18 protein-coding genes are annotated in these 20,478 nt (G+C 61.7%); 8 read left to right on the top strand and 10 right to left on the bottom strand.

What is annotated here, in order from left to right:
* The 3 genes from hisG to hisS all read right to left on the bottom strand — a co-directional run.
* Positions 1 to 549, bottom strand: a 549-nt coding sequence (gene hisG / locus WA943_RS09695; protein ID WP_424469671.1) for an ATP phosphoribosyltransferase, incomplete at its 3' end; no start/stop codon positions are given.
* A complete protein-coding gene (locus WA943_RS09690; RefSeq protein WP_424469670.1) occupies positions 546 to 1,736 on the bottom strand; it encodes an ATP phosphoribosyltransferase regulatory subunit in 1,191 nt (396 codons plus the stop codon). The genes hisG and WA943_RS09690, both read right to left, overlap by 4 nt.
* 93 nt (positions 1,737 to 1,829) lie before the next feature.
* A complete protein-coding gene (gene hisS / locus WA943_RS09685; RefSeq protein ID WP_424469669.1) occupies positions 1,830 to 3,341 on the bottom strand; it encodes a histidine--tRNA ligase in 1,512 nt (503 codons plus the stop codon).
* Between the two features lie 530 nt (positions 3,342 to 3,871).
* Between hisS and WA943_RS09680 the strand changes: the two genes are divergently transcribed.
* From WA943_RS09680 to cydB, 3 genes are all read left to right on the top strand, one after another.
* Positions 3,872 to 5,410: a PAS domain-containing sensor histidine kinase gene (locus WA943_RS09680; protein ID WP_424469668.1), complete on the top strand. Its 1,539-nt coding sequence runs from the start codon at positions 3,872 to 3,874 to the stop codon at positions 5,408 to 5,410.
* A gap of 72 nt (positions 5,411 to 5,482) precedes the next feature.
* Positions 5,483 to 6,892: a cytochrome ubiquinol oxidase subunit I gene (locus WA943_RS09675; protein ID WP_424469667.1), complete on the top strand. Its 1,410-nt coding sequence runs from the start codon at positions 5,483 to 5,485 to the stop codon at positions 6,890 to 6,892.
* Entirely contained in the window at positions 6,889 to 7,893 is a 1,005-nt protein-coding gene (gene cydB, locus WA943_RS09670) for a cytochrome d ubiquinol oxidase subunit II (RefSeq protein ID WP_424469666.1), read from the top strand. The genes WA943_RS09675 and cydB overlap by 4 nt, the downstream gene beginning before the upstream one ends.
* Positions 7,894 to 7,989: 96 nt before the next feature.
* Here cydB and WA943_RS09665 read toward each other — a convergent pair whose 3' ends face one another.
* Positions 7,990 to 9,429 carry a helix-turn-helix domain-containing protein gene (locus WA943_RS09665; protein WP_424469665.1) on the bottom strand — a complete coding sequence of 480 codons (1,440 nt, stop codon included), beginning with the start codon at positions 9,427 to 9,429 and terminating at the stop codon, positions 7,990 to 7,992.
* A 186-nt stretch (positions 9,430 to 9,615) separates the two neighbouring features.
* On the opposite strand from WA943_RS09665, the gene aceB reads away from it, so the two are divergent.
* The gene (gene aceB, locus WA943_RS09660; RefSeq protein WP_424469664.1) at positions 9,616 to 11,235 is read left to right on the top strand and encodes a malate synthase A; all 1,620 of its coding nucleotides are present in this window, start codon (positions 9,616 to 9,618) and stop codon (positions 11,233 to 11,235) included.
* Positions 11,236 to 11,277: 42 nt separating this feature from the next.
* Positions 11,278 to 12,573 (top strand): isocitrate lyase, encoded by a 1,296-nt coding sequence (gene aceA, locus WA943_RS09655; RefSeq protein ID WP_424469663.1) that lies wholly within the window; start codon positions 11,278 to 11,280, stop codon positions 12,571 to 12,573.
* A gap of 67 nt (positions 12,574 to 12,640) precedes the next feature.
* On the opposite strand, the gene WA943_RS09650 is transcribed toward aceA, so the two are convergent.
* Positions 12,641 to 13,033 carry a hypothetical protein gene (locus WA943_RS09650; RefSeq protein ID WP_424469662.1) on the bottom strand — a complete coding sequence of 131 codons (393 nt, stop codon included), beginning with the start codon at positions 13,031 to 13,033 and terminating at the stop codon, positions 12,641 to 12,643.
* A gap of 14 nt (positions 13,034 to 13,047) precedes the next feature.
* A complete protein-coding gene (locus tag WA943_RS09645; protein WP_424469661.1) occupies positions 13,048 to 13,416 on the bottom strand; it encodes a nuclear transport factor 2 family protein in 369 nt (122 codons plus the stop codon).
* Between the two features lie 119 nt (positions 13,417 to 13,535).
* Between WA943_RS09645 and WA943_RS09640 the strand changes: the two genes are divergently transcribed.
* Positions 13,536 to 14,345: a helix-turn-helix domain-containing protein gene (locus tag WA943_RS09640; protein ID WP_424469660.1), complete on the top strand. Its 810-nt coding sequence runs from the start codon at positions 13,536 to 13,538 to the stop codon at positions 14,343 to 14,345.
* Positions 14,346 to 14,462: 117 nt separating this feature from the next.
* Here WA943_RS09640 and WA943_RS09635 read toward each other — a convergent pair whose 3' ends face one another.
* Positions 14,463 to 15,986, bottom strand: a complete 1,524-nt coding sequence (locus tag WA943_RS09635) for a flavin-containing monooxygenase (protein ID WP_424469659.1) — start codon at positions 15,984 to 15,986, stop codon at positions 14,463 to 14,465.
* Between the two features lie 149 nt (positions 15,987 to 16,135).
* On the opposite strand from WA943_RS09635, the gene rraA reads away from it, so the two are divergent.
* Complete coding sequence (gene rraA, locus WA943_RS09630; RefSeq protein ID WP_424469658.1) at positions 16,136 to 16,630, top strand: ribonuclease E activity regulator RraA; 495 nt, start codon at positions 16,136 to 16,138, stop codon at positions 16,628 to 16,630.
* A 153-nt stretch (positions 16,631 to 16,783) separates the two neighbouring features.
* Here rraA and speE read toward each other — a convergent pair whose 3' ends face one another.
* The 3 genes from speE to WA943_RS09615 all read right to left on the bottom strand — a co-directional run bounded on the left by speE (position 16,784) and on the right by WA943_RS09615 (position 19,911).
* On the bottom strand, positions 16,784 to 17,644 hold the full coding sequence (gene speE / locus WA943_RS09625) for a polyamine aminopropyltransferase (RefSeq protein WP_424469657.1): 861 nt from the start codon (positions 17,642 to 17,644) through the stop codon (positions 16,784 to 16,786).
* A complete protein-coding gene (gene speD / locus WA943_RS09620) occupies positions 17,641 to 18,123 on the bottom strand; it encodes an adenosylmethionine decarboxylase (protein WP_424469656.1) in 483 nt (160 codons plus the stop codon). The genes speE and speD overlap by 4 nt, the downstream gene beginning before the upstream one ends.
* Before the next feature lie 441 nt (positions 18,124 to 18,564).
* On the bottom strand, positions 18,565 to 19,911 hold the full coding sequence (locus WA943_RS09615) for a flavin monoamine oxidase family protein (RefSeq protein ID WP_424469655.1): 1,347 nt from the start codon (positions 19,909 to 19,911) through the stop codon (positions 18,565 to 18,567).
* Positions 19,912 to 20,251: 340 nt separating this feature from the next.
* Here WA943_RS09615 and WA943_RS09610 point away from each other — a divergent pair.
* Positions 20,252 to 20,478, top strand: a 227-nt coding sequence (locus tag WA943_RS09610; protein ID WP_424469654.1) for a hypothetical protein, incomplete at its 3' end; no start/stop codon positions are given.

Here is a 20,478-nt window from a genome sequence, read left to right as displayed (position 1 = left end):
GTCGACAATGGCTTCCGCCGTGCCGGCAGCGGGCGCGCCTTCGGTTGCGCCGGCGCTTTCGACGATGCGGTAATCCGCAATGCCGTGCTCCGCGAAGAAGCCGCGCGTCAGGTTCAGATATTTCGTTGCGATGCGCAGGCGGCGACCGTGGCGGCGGTGAAAGGCCAGCGCCACATCGTCGAGATCGGCCATGGTCGATACGTCGATCCAGCTTTGCGGCACGGCGACGACGACATCGGCATAGCCAAAGCCCAATGGCAGCAGCAGCTCGACCGTATTGTCGGCATCGGGCAGTTGCTCGCGGATCAGGTCTTCGCCAGTAACGCCGAAATGGATCGAGCCGTCTTCGAGGCGGCTGACGATTTCGGAGGCCGAGAGGAAGGCGACGGCGACATTGGCGACGTCGGAGAGGCGGCCCACATATTCGCGACCGCCCGCGGCCTGTTTCACGTTGAGACCGGCGCGGGCGAAAAAGCCGTTGGCGTTTTCCTGTAGGCGGCCCTTTGACGGGATGCCGATGATGAGGGCGTCTTTGATGGGCTTGCTCATTTCGACGGGCTCCCCTTCGATGCAAGCGCTGCGGTCAAACGCTCCAGAGTGATGGCGCAACCGACAGCGGGCACGCGCGTCGGCGCACCGAGGCTTTGCAGCAGGCCGTCGTAACGTCCGCCGCCTGCGACGACGCCATCAGCGCCTGCACCCTTGGCGCGCAGTTCGAAAACGAAGCCGGTGTAATATTCAAGCGTGCGGCCAAAGCCGGTTTCGAAACGCGCGCGGGAAAGATCGACGCCTTTTTTCTCGATCAATTCAAAGCGGCGCTCCAGCGCGCCGATCTGCTTTTCGATTTTTATGCCTGCGGCTTTCGTCAGATCGCGGATGCGCTTCGCAACATCCTGCGGCTTCAGCGACAGAGCGAGGAAGGTGTCGATGAGCTTTGCTGTTTCCTTCGAGAGGGGCGCGGCGCTCTGGTCTGCTGCGCGCTCAAGGAAACGTTCGGCGATTTCAGCGACGCTGCGACCGCCGACCGGAGCGATCTTGGCGAGATCGAGCACGTCTTCGATGACGCTGCGCGCGTTCTTCTCATCCAGCGCATCGAGCGCGGCGAGAAGGCCGGTGCGCTCGCTGGCGCGCTCCGTTGCGCCATTTGTGGCGAGACGGGCGACGAGTTCCTTGAAGTAAGCCGGCCGCCAGAAGTGGCGCTTCAGCCTCGTGCGCCAGCCGCCGGGAATGTCCAGCGCATCGACCAATGCGTCGAACAGAGCGAGGTCGCCCATTTCGATATCGAATTTTTCAAGGCCGCCCGCGCGCACCGCATCGACGGCGAGCGCCAGCATTTCGGCGTCGGCGGCGTCGGCATCCTTCGCGCCGAAGAACTCGGCGCCGGTCTGCACGAATTCGGTGGGCTTGCCCGAGCCTTGCGGCTCGAAACGAAAGGCGGCTGCGGAATAGCAGAAGCGCGCCTGACCCGCGCCGCCATTTTCTTCAAGATACAAACGGCAGGTCGGGATGGTGAGATCAGGGCGGAGGCAGATCTCCTGCCCGCCCGGATCGGTGAAGACATAGAGGCGGCGGCGAATGTCTTCGCCGGAGCGGTCGAGGAAAACATTCGCGGGCTGAAGAAGCGGCGGCTCGACGTCGGTGAAACCGGCGCGCTCGAAGACGGCGCGCATGGCGCCTGTGCGGGCCTCGCGCGTGTTGCGGCCTTCTTCTCGAGCTGGCGTTTTTGAAGGTGCCATGATGATCGACCTTGTGGGGCGCTCCGGTTGGTCCGGTCGCGCTCTGTTTAGCATGATTTGGGTAAATGACAGGAGAGCGAAGACGAGTTCGGGTCAGGCCCGATGGAGCCCGTGGCGCGACAGGATCGCCTTGACGGCTTCGACAAGCTCGGCGCGCGGCACGGTGACCTGCGCGGCCTGGCTCTCACGCCATTCGGTATTGTCGGAGATTTCGCGCGAGACTTCGGAGCCGAGGATGAGGTCCTTCAGCGTGATCTTGCCTTCGGCGCGTTCATCCTCGCCCTCGATGACCGCGACGGGCGCGCCGCGCTTGTCGGCATATTTCATCTGGGCGCGCATGCCCGAGCCGCCGAGATACATTTCGGCGCGGATGCCTGCCTGACGCAGCTCGGTGACCATCGCCTGATAGCCGGCCATATTGGCGGCATCGAGCGTGAGGACGACGACGGTGGGAACGACAGTGGGCGCAGCTTCCGATTGCAGCATCTGCAATGCGGCCTGAAGGCGGCTGACGCCGACGGAGAAGCCGGTCGCAGGCACCTTGATGCCCTTGAAGCGCTCGATCAGCCCGTCATAGCGACCGCCCGAACCGACGGAGCCGAAGCGCACGAGATTGCCCGCCTCGTCTTTCGTTTCGAGGAGAAGCTCGGCTTCGAAAACGGGGCCGGTGTAATAGCCAAGACCGCGCACGATCCACGAATTGAACTCGATACGATCGGGGCCGTAGCCCGCGGAGGTGAAAAGCGCGTCCATCTCGGCAAGCTCGTCGAGGCCTTCGCGGCCGATGGCGCTGTTGCCGACGACGCTGCGCCAGCCTTCGAGCACAGCCTTGCGGTCTGCGCTGTCTGCGCCGACGCCGGACTCCACATAATCGAGCACGCGGGCGATCTGTTCAGGCGCGAGGCCAGCGCCTTTCGTGAAGTCGCCGGATTCGTCCTTGCGGCCAGCGCCGAGCAGAAACTCGACGCCGCGACGGCCAAGCTTGTCGAACTTGTCGATGGAGCGCAGCACCGTCATGTGCGTGCGGTCGCTCGCGTCGCTGCCCACGCCTATCTCTTCGAGGAGGCCGTCCAGAACCTTGCGGTTATTGACACGGATACGATATTGGCCGCGCGGAATGCCCAGCGCTTCCATGACATCCGCACCCATCATGCACATCTCGGCGTCAGCCGCGATGACGGGCGCGCCGACCGTGTCAGCGTCGAATTGCGTGAACTGGCGGAAGCGACCCGGCCCCGGCTTCTCGTTGCGCCAGACCGGACCGGACTGGTAACGGCGGAAGGGCTTGAGCAATCCGTCATAATGCTCGGCGACGTAGCGCGCGAGGGGGGCCGTCAGGTCGTAGCGGAGCGAGAGCCACTGCTCGTCATCATCCTGAAACGAAAAGACGCCCTCATTGGGGCGGTCCTCGTCGGGCAGGAACTTGCCCAGCGCATCGGCATATTCGAAGGCAGAGGTTTCCAGCGGGTCGAAGCCATATCGCTCATAGACCTCGCGAATACGGGCGAGCATGTCCGCTTCCGCGCGCACGAGCGGCGCAGAAACGTCACGCAGACCCTTGGGCACGCGAGCCTTGGGGCGAAATGTCTTTTCCTGTTTGGCCATGACCTCAATCGAACCGTTTTACCTTCGCGCGAACGGCGCGCGCATACCTAACCCATCGCCCAACGAGGGACAAGGCTGGGCGGGAGCGGCGCAAGCTGCCGCCGCACGAATCAATCAAATGCAACCAATGTCATCCGGGGCTTTTGGAGCGGTGGAAATAGCGGGCGGAAGAACAGAATTCGCAAGCAACGGGCGAACAAGAGATTAACACCTCATTCACACAGGCCGCGGCGCCCGTTTTCGGCCAAGACTTTGACGGGGTTCACTTTTCTCCGATGAAGTAAGGCCATGCCCCTTGTGGGTTACTCACACAGTTTCCACAATATGGGCGATTTATTTACGAAGTATTTACCAAACAAGCAGATCGTAGAAACCGAAGGCACCGATATGCGTCAGCCTTAATGCGCATATCCGACCACTGCCTTCGCTCAGGCCCGAAACGGCCCCGCAGGGGAGCGAAAGCGGGTCACTTCATGACAACACAATACGGGGTTCATCAGGGATTGGGGCAAGTGCAAAGGGCAACGCCGATGGTCAGCCAACCCCATGAGGCAGACGCGAAAGCCGGGCAAGATCGCCGGATGGGCGATGACGTGCAAGCGCTGCCGCTCCTTGCGATCCATGCCGTGAGCGACAGCATTGCCTTGCGCGACGGGCTGATGGAGCTTGCCCATTCCGGCGTCGCCGGGCCTGTCACATTCAATTTCTCGCAAGCCGCCGAAGGCATTCAACCGCTGCTGGAGCCGGGCCTCGATGCGCTGATCGTCGATATCGGCGCGGGCAGCGCGGCGGATTTCGCATTCATGCGCCGCGTCATTTCGCTGGGGCCGGACGCGCCGGTGATCGCCGTCGGCGTCGACGATGCATCGCTGCAGATGAGGGCCATCGCGGCGGGCGCGGAGGACTGTTTCAGCATCGATCTTCACGCGACGCGCGCGCTCATGCTCGCCATTCGGCGCGCCATCGCACGGCGCAATGCGCGCGATAGCAGGCGGCGGCCCGAAGCGGTGCAGCCACGCGTCGAGCCGCGTCAGGTCACGCTCATTCAGGAAACCTCCGAAGCCATCGTCATTCTGGACAGCCAGGGCAATGTCCGCTTTGCCAATGGCGCGGCTGAAGAGCTGCTGGGACGCAAGGTTGGCGAGCTTATCGGCAAGCCTTTCGGATTGCCGTCGGAAGTCGGCGAGCATGAAGTCGCGGTGGTGCGGCCCGATGGCGACAATCGCTTCGCCGAAATGCGCATTGTCGATACGCGCTGGGGCGGGCTGCCCGCACGCGTGGCCGCGCTCAACGATGTGACGGTGCGGCGCAAGCTCGAGCGCACCATGCAGGTGGCCGAAGCACAGAGCCGCGAGACACAGAAGCGCAGCCAGACATTCTTCTCCAACGTCAATCACGACCTGCGGACGCCGCTGACGCATATCATCGGTTTCTCGGAGCTGATGAAGAACGAACAGTTCGGCCCGATCGGTCAGGAACGCTATCGCGACTATGCCAGCGACATTCATTCAAGCGGGACCATGCTCCTCGACATGATCGAGGATCTGCTCGGCATTGCCGAAGCCGAAACGGACCAGATCAACCTCACGGATGAAATCTGCAATCTCGGCCAGCTTCTCGAAATCGCGGTTGCGAGCCAGAAGGCGCGGGCGGGTGCGGAAGGCGTGACGCTCGAAATCGACGCTCCGGCGAAGCTGCCCGGATTGCGCGGCGATGCGCGGCGCTTGCGTCAGGGCCTGTTTCGCATAATCGCGGAGGCCATTTATGGCGCGCGGCGCGGCGCGACATTGAAGCTCGTCGTGCGTGAAAATTCGGGCGGCATCGTCGTGACAGTCCGCGAACAGATCGCAGCGACGGATGATGCGTCGGCGCAGACGCCCCTGCCCTATCTGTCGGACGATCCCTTCGTCAGCGCCGAGAACAGCGGCACGGCGCGGGACGAAAGCCTCGCGCTTTCGCTCACACGCAAGGTGATGGAGTTGCATGGCGGGACGCTGGAAGTGTCGCAAAACGCAGCCCAGACGATCGCCATTTCACTGAGCTTTCCCGCCGAGCGCGTGATTCGCTAGGCCGCGCGCCGCATCAGCAATGCCGCTTTTACAGTCGCCTGCCTCATGTATAGTCATGAGCGGAGGTGACCCATGTCGGAAATCGATGTCGTCGTTCTTTCGCGGCTCCAGTTCGCCTTCACTATTTCCTTTCACATTATCTTCCCCGCGCTGACAATCGGCATTTCGGGCTTCCTGGTCCTTGTCGAGGCGCTATGGCTCAGGACGGGGGACGAGGCCTGGCGGCGGCTTTATCAGTTCTGGGTTCGCCTTTTTGCGCTTTCCTTCGGCATGGGCGTCGTCTCCGGCATCGTTCTCTCCTACGAATTCGGAACGAACTGGGGCGAGTTTTCGCGCATCGTCGGGCCTGTCATCGGGCCGCTCATGGCCTATGAGGTGCTGACGGCCTTCTTCATGGAAGCCGGTTTCCTCGGCATCATGCTTTTCGGCTGGGACAAGGTGGGGCCGCGGCTCCACTTCCTCGCGACATGCCTTGTCGGCGCAGGCACGACCGTTTCGGCTTTCTGGATCGTCTCCGCCAATAGCTGGATGCAGACGCCGCAGGGCGCGCATTTCGACATGGCTGCCGGGCATTTCGTGCCGGATGACTGGTTTGCAATCATCTTCAATCCATCGTTCCCCTATCGCCTTGCGCATATGGTGGCTGCGGCCTATCTCGCTTCCGCGCTGGTCATTGCGGGCGTATCGGCGATCTATCTTCTCGCGGGCAAGCACACGATGCTGGCGCGCAAAAGCTATTCGATCGCGCTCTGGGCGGTTCTCGTTCTCGCACCGCTTCAGATTTTCATCGGCGATCAGCACGGGCTCAATGTGCTTGAACATCAGCCGGTGAAGGTTGCCGCGATGGAGGCGAACTGGGAGCGGCAGGCACGCGCGCCGATCATCTTCTTTGCCATTCCCGATGCCGAGCACGAGAAGAACCATTTCGAGATCGGCATACCGGGTCTTGCGAGCCTCATTCTCACGCACAGCATGAATGGCATCGTGCCGGGGCTGAAGGACGTGGCCAAGGAAGACCGCCCGCCTGTCGGCATTGTCTTCTGGTCCTTCCGCGTCATGGTGGCGCTTGGACTTCTGTTTCTGCTGATCGGCGCGTGGAGCGCCTGGTCGCGCTGGCGCGGCAAGCTCGACACGGACAAGTGGCTCATGCGTCTGGCTGCGGCGACGACGCCCGCCGGGATCGTCGCCATTCTCGCGGGCTGGTATGTCGCGGAAGTCGGACGCCAGCCCTTCACGGTTTACGGACAGTTGCGCACCTCGGACAGCATCTCGTCCGTCGTCAATGCGAGCGCTGTGACGACGAGCCTTGCCATTTTCCTGATCGTTTATGGCGGGCTGTTCGGAGCCTATCTCTACTACTTCACCAAGATCATCCGTGTCGGTCCTAAGCCGTTCGACGCCGAACCTGAGGCCATGCAGGGCGCGCGGCCCGGCCTCGTGATCCCGCCGGAAGACGCCACATTCTCGGAGGTGCGCCCATGATCGACCTTCCGTTCATTGCCGCGGGCGTCATTGCAGCAGGCATTCTGCTCTATGTGGTGCTTGACGGTTTCGATCTTGGCGTCGGCATTCTCTTTCCCTTCGCGCCGGACCACACGGCGCGCTCGACCATGATGAATTCGATTGCGCCCGTCTGGGACGGCAACGAAACATGGCTGGTGCTTGGCGGCGGCGGGCTGATGGTTTTCTTTCCCGTGGCCTATGCCATTCTGCTGCCCGCCTTTTACATGCCGCTCATGGGGCTTCTTTTCGCCCTCATCTTTCGCGGTGTCGCCTTCGAGTTTCGCCATAGCGCGACGACGAGCAAATATATATGGGACCGCGCCTTCTTCGGCGGCTCCGTCGTCTCCGCCCTCATGCAGGGCGTGCTTCTGGGCGGATTGATTCAAGGCGTCACGGTGGAGAACGAGCGCTTTGCGGGCGGGCTTTTCGACTGGCTCTCGCCCTTCTCGATCCTCACCGGCATCGGCGTCGTTTGCGGCTATGGATTGCTCGGCGCGACATGGCTCATCGTCAAGACCGAAGACAAGACGCAAATCTGGGCGCGGCGCGCGGCGATGGTCATGGGTGGCGGCGTCATCATTGCCATGGGTGCCGTCAGCATATTGACGCCGCTCATGTCGCCGCTGATCGAACAACGCTGGTTTGGCGGCGCACAGATTTTGCTCTTCGCGCCCGTGCCGCTTCTCACGGCTGTCGCCTTCGTCGCGCTTTACTGGGCGATCATCACGCATCGCGAACGGCTGCCGTTCATTTTCGCGATCCTGATTTTCATGCTCGGATTTCTGGGGCTCGGCATCAGCCTGTGGCCGCATATCGTGCCGCCTTCGATCACCATCTGGGACGCGGCCGCGCCGGACAAGACGATCATATTCGCGCTGATAGGCGTCGCGATCACGCTGCCGATGATCCTGTTCTACACCTGGTATGCCTATAGCGTCTTCAAGGGCAAGGCGCCCGCCCATGGCGGCTATGAAGAATAGCGCAACACGGCGGCTGCTCTGGTTTGCAGGGCTGTGGGTCGGCGGTGTCGTGGTGACGGCGCTGTTTGCCTATGGCTTGCGCGCGATCTTCTCGCTTTAAGGCGCCTGCACGACGAAGGGCGAGACGCCGCGCACGTGATCCTCGATGCGGAGACGCTGCTTCAGCGGCGGGAAGGCGCGCTGCGAACAATCGGTGCGCTCGCAGAGGCGGCAATTGACGCCGATGGGCGTTGCGCCGCGCTCATCGTCGAGATCGTAGCCCTGGCTGTAGACGATCTTTCGCGCATGGCTGATTTCGCAGCCAAGGCCCACGGCATATTGATCCCCCGGCACACCGATGCCCGAGCCGCCACGGCTGACCGTGCGCGCGATCGAGAAATAGCGCGTACCGTCTTCCATCTGAATGACCTGCGTGTAGATATCGCCCGGCACGCGGAAGGCGTCATGCACGTTCCAGCGCGGGCAGGTGCCGCCGAAGCGCGCGAAGTGGAAGCCTGCTGCGGAGAAACGCTTCGAGACGTTGCCCGCATTATCGACGCGAATGAGGAAAAACGGGATGCCGCGCGCGCCGGGGCGCTGCAGCGTCGTGATGCGGTGGCAGACCTGCTCGAAGCTGGTGCCGAAACGCCGGCCGAGAAGGCGCAAATCGTAGCGCGTGTCTTCCGCCGTCTTGAGGAAGGGCACATAGGGCATCAGCAAGGCGGCGGCGAAATAATTGGCGAGAGCGACGCGGCAAAGGGTGCGCGTTTCCTCTCCCTCCAGCCCTGAGCTTTCGACAATGTCTTCCATGGCGCGGGACTGCTCGAAATAGCCGAGCTGATAGGCGAGCTGGAAGGAGCGGCCGGGCTGGTCGAGAAGTTCGGACAGGAAAATCGTCTGGCGGTGGCGGTCGTAGCGGCGGAGTTCGCCCGACATCAGATCGGCGGGCACGACGCGGGTCGTGACGCCATGCGCGGCACGCAGATAATTGCGCAGGCTGACATAAGGCTCGTCGGCGCCCAGCGCGGCGCTGCGGTATAGTTCTTCCGCCGTTTCGTCGAGAGCCGGGAAGTGGTTGTTGCGGCTGTTGATGAAGTCGCGAACTTCTTCCAGCGGCGCCGTGACCGCCCCGCCACCGTCGAGCAGGTCGCGGTCGGCCAGCCGCTCGGCCAGCAATGAGGTATTGGCGACGGCCTGCTGATAGGCGCGGTAGAGCGTCGCGATGGCTTCGGCGCTGGTCGGGCTTGCGGCGGCGACTTCCTGCAGGTCCTGAGCGGTGAGGCCGCCGTCGCGGAAAAGCGGGTCGGCAAAGACCTCGCGCAGCGTCGTCAGGGCGCGGGCTTCGTCGTCGCCGCCGAGGCTGCGCAGCTCGATGTCGTAAACTTCCGCGAGCTTCAGAAGGATCTGAGCGGACATGGGGCGCTGGTTGCGCTCGATCAGATTGAGATAACTTGCCGAAATGCCGAGGTCGGCTGCCATGCGCGCCTGAGTGAGGTTCCGCTCGCGGCGTAACCGCCTAACGCGCGGACCCGCAAAGACTTTTTTCTCCGCCGCCATGAAGCAAATCCTCGCAATTGCCCCGGAAGACGGCAATATAATTTACAAAATTTACATACACAACAGAATTTCAGTCGAGAATTGTGAAGTTCTTTACTTTAACAATTTCAAAGACTTAGGATTGTTTTGGACTTTTGTTTGTCGTGCCTGTATGACCTCGGCAACATAGTCAAGCGGAGGTCAGCAATGAGCCAGGCGACATCAAAAACCAGCATCGACGGAATCAAGGTGCGCGGGGCGGTAAAGCCCGGCTTTGAACGCGTGCTTACGCCCGAGGCTCTCGCCTTCATTGCCGAGCTTGAACGCAAATTCGGCGCGCGCCGTCGCGAGCTGATTGCCGCGCGGGCCGAACGCCAGAAGCGCTTCGACGCCGGCGAGCTTCCCGATTTCCTTCCCGAGACGAAATCGGTGCGCGAAGGCGACTGGAAGATTGCGCCCATCCCGAAAGACCTGATGGATCGCCGCGTGGAAATCACCGGCCCCGTCGACAATCGCAAGATGGTCATCAACGCGCTCAATTCCGGCGCGCAGTCCTATATGACGGACTTTGAAGATGCCGCCGCGCCGACATGGGACAATATGATCGGCGGCCAGATCAATCTGATGGATTACTGGGACGGCAAGATCGGCTTCACGGAAGCCGCATCGGGCAAGACCTATAATGTCGCCGACAAGCATGCCGTTCTCAATGTGCGCCCCCGCGGCTGGCACCTTGAGGAGGCCCATATCGAAATCGACGGCGCGCCCATGTCCGGCTCGCTTTTCGACTTCGGCCTCTACTTCTTCCACAATGCGAAGAAGCTGAAAGGCCACGGCACCGGCCCCTATTTCTATCTGCCCAAGATGGAGAGCCACAAGGAAGCCCGCCTCTGGAACGATGTTTTCGTTCATTCGCAGAAGGCGCTCGGCATTCCCAACGCCACGATCAAGACGACGATCCTGATCGAGACGCTGCCTGCCGCCTTCGAAATGCACGAAATCCTTTTCGAGCTGAAGGATCACATTGTCGGCCTCAATTGCGGCCGCTGGGACTACATCTTCAGCTACATCAAGCGTCTGGGCAAAAACCCGAACTATCTGCTCCCCGACCGCGCCGCAGTCGTCATGGGCGATGCGTTCCTGAATGCCTATTCGCTGCTGCTCGTCAAAACCTGCCATGAGCGCGGCGCTTTCGCGATGGGCGGCATGGCGGCGCAGATCCCTGTGAAGGGCGACGCGGCGGCCAATGATGCGGCCTTCAACAAGGTTCGCGCCGACAAGGAACGCGAAGCGAAGAACGGCCACGACGGCACCTGGGTGGCTCACCCCGACCTCGTTTCCGTCGCGATGGAAGTTTTCGGCAAGCTCACCGGGCCGAACCAGCTTGCACGTCAGCGCCAGGACGTGCATGTCGGCCAGAAGGAACTGCTCGAGCCGCACAAGGGCGAGCGCACGGAAGAAGGCATGCGCGAATGCGTGCGCGTCGGCGTGCAATATATCGAAGCCTGGCTCGGCGGACGTGGCGCGGTGCCGCTCTACAATCTGATGGAAGATGCGGCGACCGCTGAAATCAGCCGTACGCAGATCTGGCAATGGCTCTATCACAGCGCGGCGCTGAAAGACGGCCGCAAGGTGACGGTGGAGCTTTTCCAGGACGTTCTCGACGACGAGATGAAGACCTTGCGCGAAACGCTTGGCGAGACGCGCTGGACGGATGGTCATTTCGACGAGGCGATCCGCCTCTTTGCCGAAATGGCGACCGCCGAAGAATGCGAAGAGTTCCTGACCCTTCCGGCCTACCGGCTGCTCATCAGCCACGAAGCCTGAACCAAACCCTGTCCCGACCCCGACTGACCGAGGATTAGATCCATGAGCAAGACCTTCTACGACATCATTCCGAGCGCGCCGAAGGGCCGCTTCGACGACGTGAAGCGCAACTACACTGTTGAAGACGTGATGAAGCTGCGCGGCTCCTTCCCGATCGAGCATACGCTCGCCACGCGCGGCGCGAACAAGCTCTGGGAACTTCTGCACACGGTCGATTACGTGCATTCGCTGGGCGCGCTTTCGGGCAACCAGGCCATGCAGATGGCCCGTGCAGGCCTCAAGGCGATCTACCTCTCGGGCTGGCAGGTTGCCGCCGACGCCAACACCGCCGGCGCCATGTATCCCGACCAGTCGCTCTATCCCGCGAACGCCGGTCCGGAACTTGCCAAGAAGATCAACCGCGCCCTGAAGCGCGCCGACGAGATCGAGCACTCGGAAGGCGGCGCGAAGCGCGACTGGTTCCTGCCGATCGTCGCCGACGCAGAAGCCGGTTTCGGCGGTCCGCTGAACTGCTTTGAAATCATGAAGGCCTACATCGAAGCGGGCGCCGCCGGCGTTCACTACGAAGACCAGCTCGCCTCCGAAAAGAAGTGCGGCCATCTCGGCGGCAAGGTTCTGATCCCGAGCCGTGCGCATGAGCGCAACCTCAACGCAGCGCGTCTCGCCGCCGACGTCTCAGGCGTGCCCACGCTGATCATGGCGCGTACCGACGCTGAATCCGCGAACCTCATCACCTCCGACATCGACGAGCGCGATCACGAGTTCATCGACTTCGACAAGGGCCGCACGATTGAAGGCTTCTACCGTCTGAAGCCGGGCACGGGCGTCGATCATTGCATCAAGCGCGGCCTCTCCTTCGCGCCTTATGCCGACCTGCTGTGGTGGGAAACGTCGAAGCCGAACCTCGACGATGCGAAGCGTTTCGCTGAAGCCATCAAGAAGAAGTATCCGAACCAGCTTCTCGCTTATAACTGCTCGCCTTCCTTCAACTGGGAAGCGAACCTCGACAAGGACACCATCGCGAAGTTCCAGCGCGAAATCGCGGCGATGGGCTACAAGTACCAGTTCGTGACGCTGGCCGGTTTCCACCAGCTCAACCACGGCATGTTCGAGCTGGCCTCGGGCTACCGCGACCGCGGCATGGCTGCTTACTCGGAACTGCAGCAGGCCGAATTCGCTTCGGAAGCCAAGGGCTACACGGCGACGCGTCACCAGCGCGAAGTCGGCACGGGCTACTTCGACCTCGTCGCCATGGCGGCAGCGGGCGGCGAAAGCTCCACGACGGCGCTCGGCGACTCGACCGAAGCCGACCAGTTCAAGACCGGCACCGACCACTAATCGGCACCGCTAAAACATCAAAGGCCGCAGAGAGAAATCTCTGCGGCCTTTTTGTTTGCGTGTGGCATCAGGCTGTGCGGCGCAAGCCGACATATTGCAGCTCGGCGAAGAGGCCGCCGATGAGGGCCTGCCCTACGACGAAGACATAGCCGAGCGCGGTTGGTTCGATCCAGCCGCTTGCGAGGAGCGCGATGCTGTCGATCACCCAGAGCGCGTTTAGGATGACGATTGCCATTGCGGCCTTGCGCGAGATCGGCTGGCCGTTTGCGGTGAGGTAGACGAAGCCCGCAAAGGGAATGAGCAGCAGGCCTGCGTAGAATATGAGATTTTCGTGCAGGCCGAGCAGAGGCGCGAGGAGCGATGCGGTGGCGGCCATGAGCAGGCCGGTTGCGCCGGTGGCTATCGCATCGACAAGCAATGCGTTTCGCAGAAGCGAGGGGGACGAGAGAATGGCTTGCATGGGTTCTTCTCCGTTCATGCAGTTGGCATCTGGTCGAGGAAGCCGGTGATGGCGGCGAGGCGGCCGTCATTGCTCACAGTGCCGAAATCGGTTCCGGCGACGCCGATTTCGTTGCCGTCAGGACCGACAAGCACCCAGCTGAAGCGCAGGCGGTCATTGTGGTTGTCGGCTTTGCCGATCTGGCGGAAGACGTGGCCGGGGAACTGCGCCTGCGCGCCCGCAATCATCCGGTCTATGCCGTCATGGCCCTCGCCCGACATGATGGGATCGAGATAGGCGGCGTTTTCGGCCCAGGTTTTTGCAATCAGATCGCGGCGGCGCTCCGCCTTCGTCTCGTTCCAGACGGCGAAGTAGCCGTCGATAAGGCGATTTATGTCAGTCATAATCATCTCCCTGACAGTTGGGTGAACGAAGTCGGCTGCGATCCTCGCCATGGGAAGCACGCAAGTCGATTACATCGGAGGTAATTGCCGCCATGCCCGCGCCTGTGAAGACTGAGGCCATGTTGAACACGCATCAGACGGCACCCGTGGGGGAACTCTTGCGCATATGGCGGCAGCGTCGCCGGTTGAGCCAGCTTGCGCTCGCCTGCGATGCGGAGGTTTCGGCGCGGCATTTGAGTTTTCTGGAAACAGGGCGTTCGCGACCGAGCCGGGAAATGCTTGCCCATCTGGCCGAGCTTCTCGACATTCCGCCGCGTGACCGCAATTCGCTGTTTCTCGCGGCGGGCTTTGCGCCGCTCTATAGTGAAACGTCGCTCGATAGTCCGATTGCGGAACATGCGCGCCACGCCGTCGAGGCGGTGTTGCGCGGACATGAGCCGCATCCTGCCCTTGCCGTCGATCGGCACTGGACGCTTGTTGCCGCCAATCGCGGCATCGGGTTGTTTCTGAGCGACATTGCGCCCGCGCTGCTGGAACCGCCGGTCAATGTGCTGCGCCTGAGCCTGCATCCCGATGGGCTTTCGTCGCGCATCCTCAATGTCGGTCAGTGGCGCGCGCATGTGCTCGCGCGGCTGCATACGCAGATCGCGGCGACGGGCGACAAGGGGCTGATCGATCTATATGGCGAGCTTGAGAGCTATCCATGTGCGCCGTCGGATTCCAGATCGACGATGGACCATCCCTATAGCGAGATTGTCCTGCCGCTGCGGATCAGGCATGGCGGGGATGTGCTTTCGTTTCTCACCACGACCACGGTTTTCGGCACGGCGGTCGATCTGACTTTTTCGGAACTGGCGATTGAATCGTTCTTTCCAGCGGATCGGTTTACGGCGGAGGCGTTGCGGGAGGCGCTGCCTGCATCGGGTTGATGGCGATCCAATAAATGCCATCCCGGCTTTATGCCGGGATCCATCTTGCGCCAGTGAATGCGTGGAAGATGGATCCCGGGGACAAGCCCCGGGATGACACAGAATTTGACGCCAAGTTCAATCCGCCGCCACCGGCCTGCCCTCGCCGGGCGCGCCTGCGGTAACGGCACCACTGGTGCGGGCGCGCATGTTGTATTCGGCGAAATGCGGGCGGCGGGTTCGCCACCAGTATTTGAACGTGTAGTTCGCCCAGTTGTTGGTGACCTTGCCTTCGGCGGTTTTGTACCAGCTTGTGCAGCCGCCCGACGCATAGACGGAATGCGCGTTATCGTCCTGCACGACTTTATTCGAGGCGCGCTGCACATCTGCCTTCACGTCGAGATAGAGAAGATTTTCGCGCGCGATCTTCTGCACGCAACGGGTGATGTAGTTCGCCTGACACTCGATCATGAAGATGATCGAGTTGTGGCCGAGGTTCGTGTTCGGGCCGTAGAGCATGAAGAAGTTCGGGAAGCCCGCAACCGTCATGCCGTGATGCGCTTCCGCGCCGCCCTTCCAGACTTCCTTCAGGTCGCGGCCTGCAAGGCCCGTCACTTTCATCGGGCCGAGGAAATGCGTCGTGTCGAAGCCCGTGCCGTAAATGATCGCATCGACCTTCTGGAAATTTCCGTCCGCCGTCTCAATACCGTCTTCGGTGATGCGCGTGATCTTGTCGGTGACGAGGTGAACATTGTCGCGGCCCAATGCCGGGAACCAGTCATTGGCAAACAGCACGCGCTTGCAGCCGGGCTCGTAATCGGGCGTGAGCCTGGCGCGCTTCACGGGGTCCTTGACATAAAGCTCCATCTCGTCGTTCGCGACTTTCTTGATCGCGTCGCCCATGTGATGGAACGTGTAGAAGAGCATCTCGCCCTGCCAATAGACCTTGTAACGCTGAAAGTTCATCGTCCAGGGAAGCGCCTTGTAGAGCGGGCGCTCCCAGCTTTTGAATTCGCGCTGCGGACGCGGCGCGACCCAGCTTGCGGTGCGCTGATAGATATAGAGATCGCCGACTTCCCTGGCGATTTCAGGCGCGAACTGGATGACGCTGGCGCCGGTGCCGATCACGGCGACCTTCTTGCCCTTCAGGTCGTAATCGTGATTCCACTTGGCGGAGTGCCAGCTTGCACCCTTGAAATTTTCACGACCCGGAATGTCTGGATAGAGCGGCCGGTGAAGCTGGCCGGTGCCTGCGACGAGCACGTTGGCATCGAAGGACGCCGCGCCCGATTTCAGATGCCAGAGCCCGCTTGCCTCATCGAAATGTGCTTCGTCAATTTCGGTGTTGAAGCGGATGAAGGGCCGCAGGCCGTATTTGTCGACGACGAATTCGAGATAGGCCTTGATGTCGGCGGCCTGGACATATTTTTTCGTCCAGCTCGACTCCATCTCGAAGGAGAATTGATACATGTGCAGCGGCACGTCGCAGGAGCAGCCCGGATAAGTGTTCTCGCGCCAGGTGCCGCCGATCTCGGCAGCCTTTTCATAGATCGTGAAATTCGTGTTGCCCGCCTGCTTGAGCTTGATCGCCATGCAAATGCCGGCGACGCCAGCGCCGAGAATGGCGACCGAGGGTGCGGCCGCAACCTGTGTTTGAGCCATCTTCTCTTCTCCCTGACCGGCTGAAGCGCCAAGGAGCGGCATCTTCGCCGGCCACTTTTTGATATGACAGGTAGAGCCTAGACATATTTCAGGGATCGTGGGAACACCTAGACCCGCCCGGATCACCCCATTTTATGTGAATTGCAGCCATGACAGCTCAGCTTTCCGCCCCGGCAACGACCGATCTTTCCGACGCACATCCCGATCTTGTGCGTCATTGCGCACCGATTTTTCGCGATTTTGGCGGGAAAACGGCCTTTTACGGCCCGGTGACGACGCTGAAGACCTTCGACGACAATGTGAAAGTTCGCGCCGCCGTGGAAGGCCCGGGCCATGGCCGGGTGCTTGTCGTCGATGGCGGCGGCTCGACGAATTGCGCCCTGTTCGGCGGCAATCTGGCAGCGCTTGCGGCGCAAAATGGCTGGGCGGGCGTCGTCATCAATGGCTGCATCCGCGACACGGGCGAGCTTGCCGCCGCAGCCGTGGGCGTGAAGGCGCTTGCGGCGCATCCCAAGCGCAGCGCCCGCGCGGGGATCGGCGAAGCTGACGTGGTCGTCAGCTTCGCCGGTGTCACCATCACTCCCGGCGATTGGCTTTATGCCGATGCCGACGGGATCATTCTTTCCAGCGCGAAACTGGGGTAGCGCCGCGAGAAGGACTCGCCCGAAGAAGCCGTCACCCCGGACTTGATCCGGGGTCCACTCTTTGCCATCAGCAAGGAAGATGGATGCCGGATCAAGTCCGGCATGACGGGGAAATGAGGTTCAAACGGCTGGCGTTTTGAACGTCGATTGGCCCTAGACCGGGAAGCAGTCCTGAACGTAACGCGGCAAGGCGAAGGCCGCCTTGTGAACTTCCGGCGTGTAATAACGCGTCTGGAAGCCTGCGGTTGCGAGGCGATGGCGCAGGGTTTCCACCGTCACCGCCGTCAGAAATTCATCGTCCGTGCCCCAGCCCATCGCCATGGGTCCGCCGACATAGGTCGGGATGGACGCAAGGTAGCAATGCGCGCAGGTGAAGAGGCGGCGGAATTTATCCATCGTGCTTTTCAGCTCGGCAGCCTGCAGAAAGGGCACGCCGTTCTGCGTGACGATGACGCCGCCCGGCGCGAGACGCGCCTTGGCGTTGCGATAGAAGCTTTCCTCAAACAGCACCGCGCCCGGACCGATGGGATCGGTCGAGTCGACGATGATGACGTCGTATTGCTCTTTCGACTGCGCGACGAATATCGTGCCGTCTTCAAAGACGAGATCGAGGCGCGGATCGTCGAAGGCGCCTGCCGACACCATCGGAAGATGCGTCTTGCAGAAATCGGTCACGGCCGGGTCGATCTCGACCATCGTGATCTTCTCGACGCTTTTATGGCGCGTCGTCTCGCGCAGGATGCCGCCATCGCCGCCACCGATGATGAGTACCTTCTTCGCGCTGCCATGCGCGAGGATCGGCACATGCGTCATCATCTCGTGATAGACGAACTCGTCGCGTTCGGCGACCTGCGTCGCACCGTCGAGCGTCATCATCCGCCCGAAGAGCGAATTGTCGAAGATCACCAGTTGCTGCTGGCCGGTATTCTCTTCGTAGAGAACCTTGTCGGCACGGTAGGATGTGATGAAACCCTCTTTTTCATGGAGGGTTTCAGTGATCCACCGGCTGCTCATACCATGCCTCGCCCGCGACGAATCTCTTCGACACGCACATTGGTCGTGCCGAATGCTTCCTGCAGGACGGCGATCGCATTATGCGGCTCGGCAATGCCACACATGAAGACGTCGAGGGCGGCGTAGTTCGCCTCGGGCCAGGTGTGGATCGAGATGTGGCTTTCCGACAGCACGGCCACGCCCGACACGCCGCCATTGGGCGTGAAGTGATGGAGGTGGATGTGCAGCAGCGTCGCCTTCGACACTTCGACGCAACGGCGCAGCGTCGTCTCGATATGCTCGAGATCGTCCAGACGGCTTGCATCGACCAGATCGATGATGAGATGCGTGCCGGCGTAGCGCTCACCATCGCGCTCGATGAAGAAATCGGTGCGCTCGTCGGTGGTCGTGAACTGACCGGGCGTCGAGGCTTTCACCTCGGTTACGTCAACGGGAAACTCAAGCACGTCGGCTTGAAGAAGGGCATTGGATTTGGGCATTGTGCCACTCCCCAACCAAAGATGAACTGGCTTGCCGACCGGTCGCGCAGATTGCGGACACGCCGGGGCCGTGAACTAAAGCTGTTGCGGGAGAAGAACCGCATTGGCTTGATGAAATTTTTGTGGGTGTCGAGTGCGGGGCGATCTCGCCCGGCCTGCTCACTCTCAGCGAGTGATACGGCTCGACTTCATCCGGGGCGTTAGCCCCTCAGACTATAATCCGGCATATGCATTCTCCCCAGAACCAGCGGTCTCGCCGCGTATGGCTACCGCAAAACATTCCAAAAGAGACGCGTACGTCGTTACGTAACCAGAGGGCCAGAGGCACGTGCGATTGCGTTCTGTGCGCTGTGTAGAACGAGGGGTGGGGCCTGTCAATTAAAACCTAGGAAACCCGCCGATTTGTCACATGATAAAGATGCATCCGAGCAACACCCCAATTCAGCGGCGAATGAGGATTTCACCCGCCGCGCGGATACCGGACTGGAGCGCACCGTCCATATAACCGGCCCATTCCGTGGCTGTTTCCGTTCCGGCCCAATGCAAACGGCCGACAGGTTCGCGGATCTGGTCGCCGAACAGCGTCATGACGCCGGGCGCCATGTGGCCAACATAGCAGCCGCGGCTCCATTCCTCCGCCGTCCAGTCCTGATCGACATAATCGATGGGTTCGGCGGCTTTCGGCCCGAAATAATCGACAAGTGCGGCGATTACATGCTGGCGGCGGGCATTGTCGCCCATGGCGCTCATCTCGATTGCGTGTGCGCCGTCTATAAAGCCAACAAGAATGCCGACACGCTCATCATCCGGCGACTGGTCGAAGACGACGTTGAAGGCGTGGCCGTCGCTTGCGGCCTGACCGGACAATCCCGCCTTGCGCCAGAAAGGTTCGGCATAGGCGACATGCACCTTGATGACGGAACCCATCGGCATGCGCTGGAAAAGCCCGTCGTGTTTTGCAGGCAGCGGCGCGTCGAAATGGATGCGGGAGGCAAGCGCGGGCGGGACGGCGATGATCGCGTGGGATGCCTCGAATGTGCCCTTGTCTGTCCTGACGCTGACGCCTTCATCTGTCTGGGCGATGGCGCGGGCCGGGGCTTCGAGCACAATGGGCGATTTGAGGCTATCGGCAAGGCGGCGCGAAATGCTGTGGGCGCCGCCGCGAAACTTCGCTTCCTGCGCGCCGCCCTTCACGCCGATCAGATGTTCGACGCCGTGGCCGGAGCGGAGGTATTCGAGGAAGAAGAGATAGGAGATTTGTTGCGGCTCGGCGCAGAAGACGGCGCGGGTGACGAGACGGGCAAAGGTGCGCGCGCCTTTGGTGCGGATGTTGCGCAGGATCCAGCTTTCAAGCGTTTGCGCGTCCCAGTCGAGCGCCTTCAGCGCCGTCCATGGCGCATCCATTGGCAGCGTTGCGGCTTCGCGGTTCCAGCGCTTCACGACGCGGTCGAGTTCGAGCAAGGAGAGAAGCGGCAGTTTCGGCGTGTCGCCGCTATAGGTGCGCCGCGTGCCGTCGTAATGGAGGACCTGATTGCCCTTGTCATATTGGGCATAGGTTTCGATGCCGAGGCGGGCGGCTTCCCCGAGCAATAGTTGCTGGCCGGGGCCGACCCACTGGCCGCCGCGATCGATCACCTCGCCTGCGATCATGCCGGGCATTGTGCGCCCGCCAACCCGGTCGCGCGCCTCGATGACGATGACGGAGCGGCCACGGGCTTCCAGCTCCTGCGCCGCTTTCAGACCGGCGAGCCCTGCCCCCACCACGATCACATCGACTTTCGCTACCATCTGCTCCCCCCGGTTTTGCGATGATTATGCCGCTGCGCGGCGCCAGAGCAATTCCAGGAAAAATGGCACTCGGGTTTTGGTCCGGAATTGTTCTCATCGTCATGCCGGACTTGATCCGGCATCCAGCTTTCGCAGGCATCGTCCATGCGGAAGCCGCGGCAAAGGTGGACCCCGGGTCAAGCCCGGGGTGACGGATTGGGGTCGGGGTGACGGGAGGGGGGGTCGGGGTGGCGGCGTCTCGAAATTTGCCCCCCAGCCGCAAAACGCCGGCCAAGATAGTATTTGCGACTAATTCTTAATTGCGATAATTTTGCCTTCCTGTCGCAGAAGGAGAACCGCAATGAGACCGACCGACCGTGCGTATTTTGCCGCCCCCTCTCCTCGCCCGTCATTCCGGGCCGATCAGCCGGTGGGCGAGCTTGGTTTTGCCGAGCAATTCCTCATCTGGGCGATGCGGGTTCAGTGGACGCATATTGGCGACGGGAGGCAGCAATCGCTGGTGGTACAGCGCGCCTGCGTGGCAGCCGATATGCCGGAAGGGGCGGCCCTCGTCGCGGAGCTGACCGG

Source organism: Parvibaculum sp. (assembly GCF_049651025.1).
Classification (GTDB): domain Bacteria; phylum Pseudomonadota; class Alphaproteobacteria; order Parvibaculales; family Parvibaculaceae; genus Parvibaculum.
Note: the sequence above shows the minus strand (reverse complement) of the source record. Positions and strands in the feature narration are given on the sequence as shown.